Below are 12,215 nucleotides of genomic sequence, written 5' to 3' on the forward strand. Positions count from 1 at the left end.
AGGAGGACACCATGGGCGAAGCCAAACGACGCGGCTCTCAGGCCGACCGCATTTCTCAGGCGCACGCCCGGCTGGACGCGCTGCGTCCTGAAAAGCTGGTCTGCGGTGCCTGTCAGACCGCCTTTACCGAATTTGAAGGCATGGAGCCGCGCGACATGCCCGGCATCCACGCCATTTTCGGCGGCGAATGTCCGAACTGCGGCGAGAGCGTGATCTCGTTCAACGGCGAGCCCGAAGCCGTGGCCGCCGCCATGCTAGCGTACAAGGACGCCATGGAAGACGCCAAGCTCGGCGCGCAGACGCAAGAGGGCAAGCACGTGCCCTACGTCGACGAAGAAGACAAGCCCACCCAACACTGAAGCTGCCATGCAGAACACGCCAACGCGCCGCTACCGTCACTACAAGGGCGGCGAATACGAATGGCTGTGCGAGGCCACATACGAGCCGGATCCCGCCATCAGGATGACGGTCTATCGCGCCGCCAACGGCACGATTTGGACACGGCCATCGACGATGTTCCACGAGATGGTTGAAGTCGACGGCCGGCAAGTGCCGCGCTTCGCGCTGATGGACTGAATGCTGGCGGAAACCGTCTCCTTGCGAGCGGGCCTTCGAGCCCGTTTTACGTATTGGCGCAACCGCAGCGGTGCTTGGGCGGCGCGCAACGGCCATCAACCCGGCGCGGCCCGTTTCTGGCGCTTGAACCAGGCATGCTCGCCCGGCGCCCGGTCGCGAAATTCGAAGGTGATGCGTACGCGCCGCGAGACCTGCACGTAGACGCCGCACGTCAGCGTCAGTGCCACCGCAACGGCAACGCCGTCGATGAGAGTTGAACGCGCCCCTGGAACGCCGCCGGCCATGAGCATCAGTCCGATCAGCGGCGGCAGCAGCGCCATGTGCACAAGCATGGCCGGCCGGAACGCGCTGTCGTGCGTGGTGGCCAGCACCAGGACCGTCACGCAGGAAATCAGATAAAGCAGCGTAGTCAGGTTGATCGCCCCGCTGCCAGGCGCGTTGGCATTAAATAGATCGGCGCCTGCCAGTTGCAGCGCATCCATCGACAGCCCCTGCCAGAACACCCACGTTGGCCCCGCGATGGCGATGGCCAGCACCCACGGCAGCCATCCGGCAATGCCGTACAGCGGATGTTGGCCCGCTGCGATCGGGTCGATGTCGACCCAGCGATGCGTCAGCATGATGCACCCCCAACAATGCGCGTCCGTTCTGATGACGGTTGCTTTCGGCAAGCGCCGGCGGCGTCTGCCTCCCCTGCCCTCTAGCTTAGGTCGCCGCGCAATGCGCGCAATGCAGGAGGAACCCTGAGCGCACAATCGGATTGCGCTACCTCAACTGTCGGCCCACTATCGGCGGAACAGTCGCGGGCGGTCGGGATCGTAGAGCGGGTCGGGCGTAATCTGCGTGAGTTGCAGGACGCCGGCGGAGTCGAAGTAGAAATGCATCAGCGACGGCCAGACGTCGTCCGCCTTGAAGCGGTACGACCAGACCAGCCGGTCCATGCGTGGGAAATACGCGGTTTCGACCGGCTGGCCGAAATGTCGCAGCACGTCATCGCGGGTCCAGACGCCGATCTTGGCCTGGGCAAACTCGAGGCTGCTCAGGACTTGCTTGAAGGCGACGAGCTTGCCGCCGGCATCAAAGTCGGCCGCGTAGGTGAACTGCCCGTACGGTTTGGTCGGATAGAGCCAGCGGGTGCCGCCATCGAGCGGATAGGTTTCGCGCGGCGGCCCGAATTGCGCCTGCACGGCGGGCTCGTCCGCACCCACCAGCCGCTGCCCCTTGGTGACGGGGGACTCCAATACTGCACATCCTGCCGTCGCCGCCACGACAATCGCTACCGCCAGCCAACGCATCGCCCGCATCACAATGGTCCCTGTTGCACTGAGTGAAGCGCGTAGTTTACCGCCGCGTTTCAGCAGTGCGCGCGAGTAGCGGCGCGATGTCGACGTGGGCCGCGGCCAGCCGCGCATCGGCGTGCGGCAATCGCGGAATCGTGCCCAGATGCGGTGCGTTGATCCAGCGGCGCAGCGTGGCGACATTGTCGTCAAGCCCCGCCATGGACGGGTCGACCACGTTGCCGACCCAGCCGGCCAGATGCAGCCCGCGCGCGGCAATCGCCTCGGCAGTAAGGGCGGCGTGATTCAGGCAGCCTAGGCGCAACCCGACAACCAGCACCACCGGCAAGCCCAACGCCACGGCCATCTCAGCCGTATCAAAGTCGTCCGACAGCGGCACGCGGAAACCTCCAACACCCTCCACCACAACGGCATCCGCCAACGATCTGGCGTGTGCAAACGCATCGAGAATCGGCGGCAGCGTGATCGTCACGCCTTCGCGCGCGGCAGCCAAATGCGGAGACATCGGCGCGTCGAGCAACCATGGGCAAACGGTGTCGAGCGGCAGATTGACTGACGCGGCGGCGCGCAGTTGCTCGACGTCTTCGTTGGTGCGCGTGGGCGCGCCCGCCAGCGTGCCTGCCGCAATCGGCTTGAGGCCCGCGGCACGGTAGCCAGCGTCGGCGAGCCGGGTCAGCAATACCGCGCTGACGAGCGTCTTGCCGATCTCCGTATCGGTGCCGGTGACAAAGCAATCGAAGCGTGCGGGCATATCAGGCTGCCTTGGCCGGCTGCAGCGATTGGCCGGCCGCTTCTAGCGCCTGCGCAAGCCGTTCGATGTCTGCATCGGTATGTGCCGCTGACAGCGTGATGCGCAAGCGTGCCGTTCCTGCAGGCACCGTCGGCGGGCGAATCGCGGCGATGCGGATGCCTTCGTGTTCGAGGGCGGCGGCCAGCGCCAAAGCGGGCGCGTTCTCGCCGATCACGATCGGCTGGATGGCCGTTGGCGATGGCATCCACTGCCAGCCGAAACGTGCAGCCAATCGCTGCGCGTGCGAAGTCCACACGGCGATGTGGCGGTCGAGGCGGGCGCGGCGTTCATCCCCCTCCTCGCTTGCGATCAAGTCCAATGCCGCTTCCACCGCACACGCAATGCCCGGCGGCGTGGCCGTTGTGAAGATGTACGTGCGTGCGCGCTGCACCAGCCAGTCAATCACCAGCCGATGTCCGACGATGGCCGCGCCCGAGCCGCCGGCAGCCTTGCCGAACGTGCCGACATAGATGATGCGCTGTGAGTGCAGCCCGAAATGAGACAGCACACCCGCACCGTTCTCGCCCAGCACGCCCAGACCATGGGCGTCGTCCACGATCAGCCAGGCGTCGTAGCGTTCGGCCAGCGCAAGCAGTTCGGGCAGCGGTGCGATGTCGCCATCCATGCTGAACACGCCATCCGTGACGATCAGCTTGTTGCGACTGGTGCTCGCGGCCAGAAGCGCTTCCAGCGCAGCGAGGTCGACGTGCGGATAGACCTTGATCGGCGCCCGCGACAACCGCGCACCGTCGATGAGCGAAGCGTGGTTCAGCGCATCGGAAAAGATCGTGCATTCCTCCGCCGGCCGGATGCCGCCAGCCTGCGCCATGGCACTCACCACGGCCAGATTGGCCATGTAGCCCGTGCAGAAGAACAGCGCATCCGCCTCGGGAATGTGTTCGCCTTGCAGCGCAGCCATGCGTGCTTCCAGCCGCGCGTGCGCGATCGAATGGCCGCTGACCAGGTGCGATGCGCCGCTGCCGAAGCCATATTGCTGTGTGCCCTGCGTCATCGCCTCGGCCAAGGCCGGATGCGCTGCCAGGCCGAGATAATCGTTGCCGCAAAAGCCGAGAATGTCGCGCGGCGCTTCACCGGGCACGCTGATGCGCTGGCTGCGGTCGGTCGGGCTGTACGCGGTGCGGCGCACGCGGCGCAGGTGCGCGGCGTCGATAGCAGCTAGGCCCGCCTGCAGGTCGTCAAGCAATCGCATAGGTGTGTCCCTCTGTTTCGCCCGTGGCTTGGGCCAGCGTGTCTTCAAGCGTCTGCAGCGTGCGTTCGACCAGCGTGTCGGTCTCTTCATCGCTCAGCACATATGGCGGCAGCAGATAGACGGTGTTGCCGATCGGGCGCAGCAGCAGCCCGTGCGTGCGCGCCGTGAGCGCAAAGCGCTCGGCAAAGCGTGCACCGGCCACGTCCGGGTGCACGTCGAACGCGGTGATCATCCCGGTCTGGCGCAGATGGGCAAAACGCGCATCGTGCGACAGTGACGCCAGGCCCTGAGCGATGCGTGCCGCGGTTACGCGATTGCGCGCAAAGACGTCTTCTTCAGCAAACAGATCGAGCGTGGCCAGTGCCGCGCGGCACGCCAGCGGGTTGCCGGTATACGAATGCGAATGCAGGAAGCTGCGTACCGGCGCATCGTCGTTGAACGCGTTGTAGATGACATCGCGCGAGAGCACGATCGACAGCGGCAGATACCCCCCGCTGATGCCCTTGGACAGGCAAAGCAGGTCCGGCCACACGCCAGCCTGCTCGCATGCGAAGAATGTACCGGTGCGGCCGCAGCCAACGGCAATTTCATCTGCAATCCAATGCACGCCAAACTCGTCGCACAGCGCACGCACGCCGCGTAGATAGCTCACGTCGTGCATGGCCATGCCGGCCGCGCACTGCACCAGCGGCTCGATGATGACGGCGGCGATGGTGCCCGCGTTGGCGACGAGGCAATCGCGCAGTGCGGCCAAGGCGCGGTCGGCCACATCAGCGGCGGTTTCGCCGGGGCCGACCAGACGTGCGTCGGGCGATGGCACGCGGTGCGACTGCAGGATCAGCGGGTCATACGCATCGCGGAAGACCGCAACATCGGTCACGCCCAGCGCGCCGAGCGTTTCACCGTGGTAGCCGTGTTCCAGGCAGATAAAGCGATTGCGGGCGCCCCGCCCTGCATTCCGATGCGCGTGGAAGCTCATCTTGAGCGCAATTTCCACGGCAGAGGCGCCGTCTGAGCCGAAGAAGCTGTGGCCCAGCACGCCGCCCGTCAGATCGATCAGGCGCTCGGCCAACTCCACAGCCGGGCGATGTGTGGCGCCCGCCAGCATGACGTGCTCCAGCGAATCGAGCTGCGTCTTGAGGGCGGCGTTGATATGCGGATTGGCGTGGCCGAACAGGTTGACCCACCACGAGCTGGTGCCGTCCAGGTAGCGCTTGCCGTCAAAGTCGATCAGCCACGGGCCCTGGCCGCGCGCGATCGGCAGCGGCGGCATGGCATCGAGCCGTGCGTTCTGCGTGCACGGATGCCAGACGGCCGCGCGGCTGCGCGCCTGCCACGCCGTGTTGGCCGAGCAGGCACCTTGCGCGCCGGCAGCCGGCACAGGAATGGGGGGATACGCCATACGAACCTCCAGTCAACAACACCGGCCCGCATCATGCTGCAAAGCGGAACCGGCACATGGCGGCGTATGGTAGGTGCCTTGCGGATCAAACGACAAGCGGACAGATCGACGCATTTTGTCGGCGAAATCATTGCCAATGCACGATGATGATCGCTTTATCCGCAGATGTGCCGTGTCCTGCTTCGATCTCGCAGGGAAAAAATTTTTGCGAGGCGCGATTTTTGTGGCTTATGAGGCGCCTTTTCCCTCCCGGCCTTGCTGTGGCGCCATATCAGTCGCGCGTGATATTCAGAATGTACTGAAAGTACGGCTTGCTTCATTGCTCCGTCCCAGGGATAACCCTATACTCGGGAAAACCCTAGACAACGCACTGAGAGAAAACATCATGATCCAGCAAGCCTATTACACCCCGAAGTTCGCCGGCCAAGCCCAAGCCACTCGTCGCCCGTCGCTGCTGCGCGCAGTGTTCAACTATTTCCGCAAAGGTTGGGATAACAACCTGGTGTACGCTGAAGTGGTTGGCAAGTCGGGCTCGTACCTGGGCTAAGACAGGTACGCCATCACGGCACACATGACAAAACGGCGCATTGGCGCCGTTTTTGTTTTGGAGCGCGCTATCGCTGCGCCGGCCTCAAGACAAGCGCCGCCGCCGAGCCGATCACAATTCCCCAGAATGCCGAGCCCAACCCGAACAGCGTCAACCCGGACGCCGTCGCCAGGAAGGTGATGATCGACGCCTCCCGGTGCTCGCCATCTTCGATCGCCCCCATCACGTTCGAGGCGATAGCGCCAATCAGCGCCAGCCCGGCCAGGATGGCCACGAACGGCTTGGGCAGCGCCGCAAACAGCATCACGATGGCACCCGCAAACGTGCCGCCAATCAGGTAGAACACTCCGTTGGCGATACCGGCCACGTAGCGCCTGGACGGGTCGTCATGTGCATCCTTGCCAGTGCACAACGCGGCAGTGATCGCGGCGATCACGATGGTGATGCCGCCGAAAAACGCCACGCTGATCGATGCCACGCTGGTGGCCGTCATGATCGGCTTGGCCGGGATGTCGTACCCGGAGCCGCGCAGCACCGCCATGCCGGGCAAAAACTGCCCCGTGAGGCTGACGACGACGAGCGGGATGGCCAGGCTCAGCGTCGAACTCAGGGCCCAGTGTGGGGCGATGAAGACCGGATGGGTGAATTCCAGCGTGACACCGTCGAAATGCGTCAGCCTCAGGGTCATTGCCAGCGCAATCCCGGCCAGCAATACCACGACGATGCAGTAGCGCGGCCACCAGCGCCGGCCCACCACGTAGATGGCGATCATGGAAAACGCCAGCACCGGCATGGCAGAAGCCGCGGCAAACGCGTGGGTACCGAACTGGAACAGGATGCCCGCCATCATGCCCGCGGCGATGCCCTTGGGAATCAGCCGCATGAGCCGGTCGAACGTGCCCGACACGCCGATCAACAGAATGACGACGGCCGCCGTGATGTACGCCCCCACCGCTTCATTGAGCGACAGCCCCGGGAACAGCGATACCAGCAACGCCGTCCCCGGCGCCGACCACGCCGTTACCACCGGGGCTTTCCACCGCCAGCTCGCGTAGATGCCGGACACCGCCGCGCCAATGGAGATCGCCCAGACCCACGACGCCACCATCGCATCCGGCACATGCGCGGCCTGCGCCGCCTGGAAGAAGATGACCAGCGGCCCCGCATACGAAATCAGCACGGCCAGGAACCCCGCCGCGACGGCCGAGAGGGACCAATCGGACAGCGCCCCGCGCGAGGCCGTTTGCGTGCTCGATGGATGCATCGCTGGTGGCAGATCAGCGCGCGATGACCGAGGCCGACCGCTGGTGGTTGATGAACGCCACGGCAATCGTCGCAATCACCGCCGGCACAGCCATGGCGAAGAAATTGTGGTGCAGCGGTAGCGCCATCCCCACCAGCATGCCGATGACGATGGGAGCGAGGATGGCCCCGCTGCGCCCGACGCCCGATGCCCAGCCGATGCCCGTGGAGCGGATGCTCATCGGATAGAACTGCCCGGCATAGGCGTACGTCACGATCTGCGTGCCGATGGTGCAGCCGCCGGCCACGGCCACCAGCACGTACAGCGCCTCGGTTGAAGTCTTGATGCCGAGCAATGCGATCGACACCGCCGCCAGCGCATACATGGCCATCAGCACGTATTTGATGTTGAAGCGATCAGCCAGCCAGCCGCCGCCGATGGCGCCGAGCATGGCCCCGAAGTTCAGCACCAGCACAAAGGTGAGCGCCGAACCCAGGCTGTAGCCCGCCGACGCCATCAGCTTGGTAAGCCACGAGCTGAGCGCGTAAACCATGAACAGGCACATGAAGAAGGCAATCCAGAACATCGCCGTGCTGAAGCCGCGTCCGTCCTGGAACAGCCTGCCCAGCGGCGCTTCGTTGCCGCGATCGGCTTCGGGCAGGATGAAGGTGTCGCCTGGCTGAGGCGCATCGTTTGGGTTGAGCCGGCGCACGATGTCACGCACCGCATCGAGCTTGCCGGTGCGCAGCAGGAACGGCATCGATTCCGGCATCCAGCGCAGGATCGCCGGCACCAGCAGCACGGGCAACACAGCCGCGATGAACACCGATTGCCAGCCGTAGTGTTCCAGCAGACCCTTGCCCAGCAGCGCCGCCAGCATGCCGCCCACTGAATAGCCGCTGAACATGAGCGTGACGAGGGTGCTGCGCGCCCGGCGCGGCGAGTACTCCGTCATCTGCGCCACGACGTTCGGCATCACACCGCCGATACCGAGGCCCGCCAGGAAACGCGTCACGCTGAAGGTGACCGGGTCCGTGGAGAAACCCGCTGCCGCCGTAAAGACGCTGAACAGCACGATGCACACGGCAATCGCCCAGCGGCGGCCGATACGATCCGCAATCGTGCCCAGAAAGATCGCGCCGAACATCATGCCGAACAGTGCCGCGCTGACCATGAAGCCGGCGCTGGTGGGCGTGACGCCCATGTCCTTCATGATGGACGGCAGTGCAATGCCCGCGATGGCAAGGTCGTAGCCGTCAAAGATGATGATGAGCGCGCACCAGAACAGTGTGATGGCATGGAAGCGGCCGAACCGGGCGTGGTCGGCCACTGCGTGCAGGTCAATCTGACGCATGGGTGGTCTCCTTTGGGGTTTTTTTTGAAGGCGTGAGCGCCTTTCTTATGCTGGGTTGGCTTCTTCGACTGATGGCGCGCTCTGTTGGCGCTTCAAACCTTCAACCCAGGTCTCCGCCGCCGACGGGCAGTACCGTCCCGGTGATGTACGAGGCCTCATCTGACGCGAGGAACAGGATCGCCCGCACCTGCTCGTCGATCGTGCCGTAGCGGTGCATCAGGCTGCTGGCGAGGGTCTGGTCGACGATGCCCTGGTACCAGACGGTTTCCTGCTCCGACATGGGCGCCGCGTTGCGCGGGATCTTGCGCGGCGGTGCCTCCGTGCCGCCCGTGGCGACGGCGTTGACGCGAATGTTGTCGTCCGCATGTTCCAACGCCAGACTCGCGGTGAGCGCATTGACGCCGCCCTTGGCCGCCGAGTACGGAATCCGGTAGATGCCGCGTGTAGCGATGGACGACACGTTCACGATCACGCCCTGCTTGCGCTCGACCATGTGCGGCAGCACCGCGCGGCAGCACCACAGCGTCGGAAACAGTGAACGGCGGATCTCCGCCTCGATCTGCGCCTCTTCATAGTGCTGATACGGCTTGGCCCAGATGGTGCCGCCGACGTTGTTGATGAGCACGTCGATGCGGCCGAACGCGCCAAGCGCAGTCTGCACGGCATGCTGGGCACCGGCGTAGGTTTCGAGATCAGCCGTGGTGGCGCGGGCGTGGCCGCCCGCTGCCGCAATCTCGGCCTGCACTTCGTGGACGAGTTCGGCGCGGTCGACCAGCAGCACGTGCGCCCCCTCTTCTGCCGCAGCCACCGCCACGCCACGGCCGATGCCCTGCGCTGCGCCCGTCACCACGACGGCCTTGCCTGAAAATCGTTGCGTGCTCATGCCGCCTTCGCCTCCGGTACTGCATTGGGCGTGAACTTCTCGTAGTGGAAGCTCTTGGGTTTCACGCCTTGGTCGTCAAAGTACTTGCGCACGGCGTCTACCATCGGCGGCGGACCGCACAGGTAGACATCCACGTCGCCATCGTTCAGTGCGTTGGCCGGAATGTGCTGCGTCACCCAACCCTTGCGCGGATGATTCGACGCGGCGTCGGCGACGACGGTGGCGTAGCTGAAGTTCGGCAACCGCGCCACATAGGCATCGATCGCGTCGACCTGTACCAGGTCGAGATCACGGGTCACGCCGTAGATCAGATGCACGTGCTGCTGCGAGTTGCTGCGCGCCAGCACTTCGAGCATCGACAGGAACGGCGCAAGGCCGGTGCCGCCGGCCAGGAACAACAGCGGCCGCTGCACATCACGCAGGTAGAAGCTGCCCAGCGGCCCCTGCAGATCGAGCTTGTCGCCCGGCTTTGCGGCTTCGAGCCAGGTGCTCATCACGCCGCCGGGAATCTTCTTGATCAGAAAGCTGATCTTCGTTTCACCGGGCGCTGAGGAGAACGAATACGAGCGGTGCTGGCCGCTTCCCGGCACACCGATGTTGACGTACTGGCCGGGCAGGAACACCGGCGCCGTGGCATCCACGTCCAGCTCGAGCACCACGGCGGCATCGTTGTGCAACTCGACGTTCGACACCGTTGCGCCGAACGTGCTCTGCCCCGTTTTGCAGGCGGTCGACGAGGTCGGCACCGCGATCACGCAATCGCTTTGCGGCACCATCTGGCACGTCAGCACAAGGCCGGTGTTCTTCTCGTCTTCGGTCAGGGCGTCTTCAATGTAATCGTCGCCAAGGTCGTAGGTTCCGCTCTCGGCGCGGCACTTGCAGGTCCCGCAGACGCCATCGGAGCAATCCATGGGCAGGTTGATCTTGGCGCGGAAGGCGGCATCGAGCACCTTCTCCCCCGCTTTGCAATCGATGAAGCGGGTCACGCCGTCTTCGAAGTTCAATGCGACTGTGAAACTGGACATGGAATACCTCACTGCCTTGGATACGGGTGTGCTCGTCAGACGTGATAGACGTCGAGCACCTGCCGGATGTAGTCGTTCTTCAGGACGATCTTCTTGGATGCGATCAGGAAACCTTCGCCGGCGCGGCGCAGGGTGACGAACATCGTGCCGAAGAAGTGATCGGTGGTTTTGTATCGGTGGCTGAGTGTGTGAAAGTTGTAGCGCACGTCGACTTCATCGCCGCGTTCGGCCAGGACTTCCACGTTGGTGACGGTGTGGCTGGTTCGCGGTTCCGGCGTGGACGCGCCGCTGCGCTCGGTCTTGATACGGAAGACGCGATCCTCCAGCCCGCAGCGATTGGCGTAGTACATCAGCGAGATCTGGCTTTGCGGGTCGTCGGTCAGCTGGTCATCGTCATCCCATGCCGGCATCCAGTAGGTGACGTCCTCCGCGTAGCACTCCAGCCAAGCGTCCCACTGGCGGTCGTCGAGCAGCCGCGCTTCACGGTACAGAGCCGCGCAGATGTTGTGGTAATTGGAGCTCATGCCGCCACTCCTTCGCTTTCTTTCTTCAGAGCCTCGCGCATGACTTGTACCCAATATTCGTGCTGGCAGACGAACAGCCCCTCGTCTTCACTGCGTTCACCCGAGATAAGCGGCTTCAGGCCCATCTTGGTGGCGTTCTCGTCGGGGCCGTGCACCCACAGCGGTGCGCCGCGCGACAGGTCGTTCCACAGCGCAGTGGTGCCGGCATAGCCGTTCTGGCAGGCGCGGAACTCTTCGAGGTCGTCGGCGGTGCCCATGCCGGTGACGTTGAAGAAATCCTCGTACTGGCGGATGCGCGTTGCGCGGTCGGTCGCGCTCTCGCCCTTCGGCGCGAAACAGAAGATCGAGACCTCGGTCTTGTCGACACTGATCGGGCGTACCACGCGAATCTGCGTGCTGAACTGATCCATCAGGAACACGTTCGGATACAGGCACAGGTTGCGGGTCTGGTTGACGATGAAGTCCGCTTTGATGTCGCCTACGCGCGCCTTGATTTCGTCACGGTGCGCATAGACGGGCCGCACTTCCGGGTTCATCGTCCTGGTCCACAGCAGGATGTGGCCATGCTCGAACCCGTAGACGCCCGCCACCGACTTGCTCCAGCTGTTCGCATCCACGGCCTGGGTGCCACCTTCCTTGCGCCGGCCCATCGTTGCGGCGTAGTTCCAGTGCACGGTGCTGACGTGGTAGCCGTCGCAGCCGTTCTCCATCTGCATCTTCCAGTTGCCGTCATAGACGTACGTGGAGTTGCCGCGCAGCAATTCCAGGCCTTCGGGCGCTTGGTCGACGATCTGGTCGATGATCACGCGCGCTTCGCCCAGGTAGGTTTCGAGCGGTTGCACATCGGCGTTGAGGCTGCCGAACAGGAAGCCGCGATAGTTCTCGAACCGCGCGACCTTTTTCAGATCGTGCGACCCGTGCGTGTTGAACTGCACCGGATACTCGGTGGTCTTCTCGTCCTTCACCTTGAGCAGCTTGCCGGTGTTGGAGAACGTCCAGCCGTGGAACGGGCACGTGAAGCTGCCCTTGTTGCCGTGCTTCCGACGGCAGAGCATCGCGCCCTTGTGTGCGCAGGCGTTGATGACCGCGTTCAGCTCACCCGTCTTGTCGCGGGTGATGACGATCGGCTGGCGACCGATCCACGTGGTGTAGTAATCGTTGTTGTTCGGAATCTGGCTTTCGTGCGCGAGATACACCCAGTTGTTCTCGAAGATGTGCTTCATCTCCAGTTCGAACAGATCGGGGTTGGTGAAGATGTCTCGGCGGCAGCGGAAGATGCCCGCCTCTTCGTCATCCACCACCGCGGTTGAGAGCAGGTGATCCAGTTCGTTGGCTTTGTCGATCAAGGCGGACATTGTCTTCT

General features: G+C 64.1%; 14 protein-coding genes. 3 read left to right on the top strand and 11 right to left on the bottom strand.

The features are described 5' to 3' along the window. The first annotated feature begins 11 nt into the window (after nucleotides 1-11). Together ACUXH0_RS13420 and ACUXH0_RS13425 are read left to right on the top strand one after the other, a co-directional pair. On the top strand, nucleotides 12-359 hold the full coding sequence (locus ACUXH0_RS13420; RefSeq protein ID WP_004626854.1) for a hypothetical protein: 348 nt from the start codon (nucleotides 12-14) through the stop codon (nucleotides 357-359). 7 nt (nucleotides 360-366) lie between these two features. Then, complete coding sequence (locus tag ACUXH0_RS13425) at nucleotides 367-576, top strand: DUF1653 domain-containing protein (protein ID WP_004626853.1); 210 nt, start codon at nucleotides 367-369, stop codon at nucleotides 574-576. A gap of 95 nt (nucleotides 577-671) precedes the next feature. Here ACUXH0_RS13425 and ACUXH0_RS13430 read toward each other — a convergent pair whose 3' ends face one another. The 5 genes from ACUXH0_RS13430 to bioA all read right to left on the bottom strand — a co-directional run bounded on the left by ACUXH0_RS13430 (nucleotide 672) and on the right by bioA (nucleotide 5,276). Then, a complete protein-coding gene (locus ACUXH0_RS13430; protein ID WP_004626852.1) occupies nucleotides 672-1,196 on the bottom strand; it encodes a hypothetical protein in 525 nt (174 codons plus the stop codon). A 165-nt stretch (nucleotides 1,197-1,361) separates the two neighbouring features. Next, nucleotides 1,362-1,880, bottom strand: coding sequence for a hypothetical protein (locus ACUXH0_RS13435; protein WP_182594155.1), 519 nt, complete (start codon nucleotides 1,878-1,880; stop codon nucleotides 1,362-1,364). Nucleotides 1,881-1,917: 37 nt separating this feature from the next. Further along, nucleotides 1,918-2,625 carry a dethiobiotin synthase gene (gene bioD / locus ACUXH0_RS13440; RefSeq protein WP_182594154.1) on the bottom strand — a complete coding sequence of 236 codons (708 nt, stop codon included), beginning with the start codon at nucleotides 2,623-2,625 and terminating at the stop codon, nucleotides 1,918-1,920. Nucleotide 2,626: 1 nt separating this feature from the next. Then, a complete protein-coding gene (gene bioF / locus ACUXH0_RS13445; protein WP_182594153.1) occupies nucleotides 2,627-3,874 on the bottom strand; it encodes an 8-amino-7-oxononanoate synthase in 1,248 nt (415 codons plus the stop codon). Then, nucleotides 3,861-5,276 carry an adenosylmethionine--8-amino-7-oxononanoate transaminase gene (bioA, locus tag ACUXH0_RS13450; RefSeq protein ID WP_182594152.1) on the bottom strand — a complete coding sequence of 472 codons (1,416 nt, stop codon included), beginning with the start codon at nucleotides 5,274-5,276 and terminating at the stop codon, nucleotides 3,861-3,863. The genes bioF and bioA overlap by 14 nt, the downstream gene beginning before the upstream one ends. Before the next feature lie 385 nt (nucleotides 5,277-5,661). Between bioA and ACUXH0_RS13455 the strand changes: the two genes are divergently transcribed. Further along, nucleotides 5,662-5,823, top strand: coding sequence for a hypothetical protein (locus ACUXH0_RS13455; protein WP_012435510.1), 162 nt, complete (start codon nucleotides 5,662-5,664; stop codon nucleotides 5,821-5,823). A gap of 67 nt (nucleotides 5,824-5,890) precedes the next feature. Here the strand turns inward: ACUXH0_RS13455 and ACUXH0_RS13460 are convergent, their stop codons facing one another. The 6 genes from ACUXH0_RS13460 to ACUXH0_RS13485 form a co-directional block, all read right to left on the bottom strand. Continuing rightward, nucleotides 5,891-7,087 carry a benzoate/H(+) symporter BenE family transporter gene (locus ACUXH0_RS13460; protein WP_182594151.1) on the bottom strand — a complete coding sequence of 399 codons (1,197 nt, stop codon included), beginning with the start codon at nucleotides 7,085-7,087 and terminating at the stop codon, nucleotides 5,891-5,893. Nucleotides 7,088-7,100: 13 nt separating this feature from the next. Further along, the gene (locus ACUXH0_RS13465) at nucleotides 7,101-8,420 is read right to left on the bottom strand and encodes an MFS transporter (protein WP_004626844.1); all 1,320 of its coding nucleotides are present in this window, start codon (nucleotides 8,418-8,420) and stop codon (nucleotides 7,101-7,103) included. A 100-nt stretch (nucleotides 8,421-8,520) separates the two neighbouring features. Next, nucleotides 8,521-9,303: a 1,6-dihydroxycyclohexa-2,4-diene-1-carboxylate dehydrogenase gene (locus ACUXH0_RS13470; RefSeq protein ID WP_182594150.1), complete on the bottom strand. Its 783-nt coding sequence runs from the start codon at nucleotides 9,301-9,303 to the stop codon at nucleotides 8,521-8,523. After that, nucleotides 9,300-10,328: a benzoate 1,2-dioxygenase electron transfer component BenC gene (benC, locus tag ACUXH0_RS13475; RefSeq protein ID WP_012435509.1), complete on the bottom strand. Its 1,029-nt coding sequence runs from the start codon at nucleotides 10,326-10,328 to the stop codon at nucleotides 9,300-9,302. The genes ACUXH0_RS13470 and benC overlap by 4 nt, the downstream gene beginning before the upstream one ends. 35 nt (nucleotides 10,329-10,363) lie before the next feature. Beyond that, nucleotides 10,364-10,852 (bottom strand): benzoate 1,2-dioxygenase small subunit, encoded by a 489-nt coding sequence (gene benB / locus ACUXH0_RS13480; RefSeq protein ID WP_004626838.1) that lies wholly within the window; start codon nucleotides 10,850-10,852, stop codon nucleotides 10,364-10,366. Then, on the bottom strand, nucleotides 10,849-12,207 hold the full coding sequence (locus tag ACUXH0_RS13485) for an SRPBCC family protein (RefSeq protein ID WP_004626836.1): 1,359 nt from the start codon (nucleotides 12,205-12,207) through the stop codon (nucleotides 10,849-10,851). Before ACUXH0_RS13485 ends, benB begins: the two co-directional genes overlap by 4 nt. Nucleotides 12,208-12,215: the final 8 nt, after the last annotated feature.

The sequence above is a fragment of the Ralstonia sp. 110700041-2 genome (genome assembly GCF_056280165.1).

Bases quoted from the DNA above. Each gene is read 5' to 3' on its own strand.
- ACUXH0_RS13430 (WP_004626852.1), bottom strand. From the start codon at position 1,196: ATGCTGACGCATCGCTGGGTCGACATCGACCCGATCGCAGCGGGCCAA.
- ACUXH0_RS13455 (WP_012435510.1), top strand. From the start codon at position 5,662: ATGATCCAGCAAGCCTATTACACCCCGAAGTTCGCCGGCCAAGCCCAA.
- ACUXH0_RS13485 (WP_004626836.1), bottom strand. From the start codon at position 12,207: ATGTCCGCCTTGATCGACAAAGCCAACGAACTGGATCACCTGCTCTCA.
- ACUXH0_RS13460 (WP_182594151.1), bottom strand. From the start codon at position 7,087: ATGCATCCATCGAGCACGCAAACGGCCTCGCGCGGGGCGCTGTCCGAT.
- bioD (WP_182594154.1), bottom strand. From the start codon at position 2,625: ATGCCCGCACGCTTCGATTGCTTTGTCACCGGCACCGATACGGAGATC.
- ACUXH0_RS13435 (WP_182594155.1), bottom strand. From the start codon at position 1,880: ATGCGGGCGATGCGTTGGCTGGCGGTAGCGATTGTCGTGGCGGCGACG.
- ACUXH0_RS13470 (WP_182594150.1), bottom strand. From the start codon at position 9,303: ATGAGCACGCAACGATTTTCAGGCAAGGCCGTCGTGGTGACGGGCGCA.
- bioF (WP_182594153.1), bottom strand. From the start codon at position 3,874: ATGCGATTGCTTGACGACCTGCAGGCGGGCCTAGCTGCTATCGACGCC.
- benC (WP_012435509.1), bottom strand. From the start codon at position 10,328: ATGTCCAGTTTCACAGTCGCATTGAACTTCGAAGACGGCGTGACCCGC.
- benB (WP_004626838.1), bottom strand. From the start codon at position 10,852: ATGAGCTCCAATTACCACAACATCTGCGCGGCTCTGTACCGTGAAGCG.
- bioA (WP_182594152.1), bottom strand. From the start codon at position 5,276: ATGGCGTATCCCCCCATTCCTGTGCCGGCTGCCGGCGCGCAAGGTGCC.
- ACUXH0_RS13465 (WP_004626844.1), bottom strand. From the start codon at position 8,420: ATGCGTCAGATTGACCTGCACGCAGTGGCCGACCACGCCCGGTTCGGC.
- ACUXH0_RS13420 (WP_004626854.1), top strand. From the start codon at position 12: ATGGGCGAAGCCAAACGACGCGGCTCTCAGGCCGACCGCATTTCTCAG.
- ACUXH0_RS13425 (WP_004626853.1), top strand. From the start codon at position 367: ATGCAGAACACGCCAACGCGCCGCTACCGTCACTACAAGGGCGGCGAA.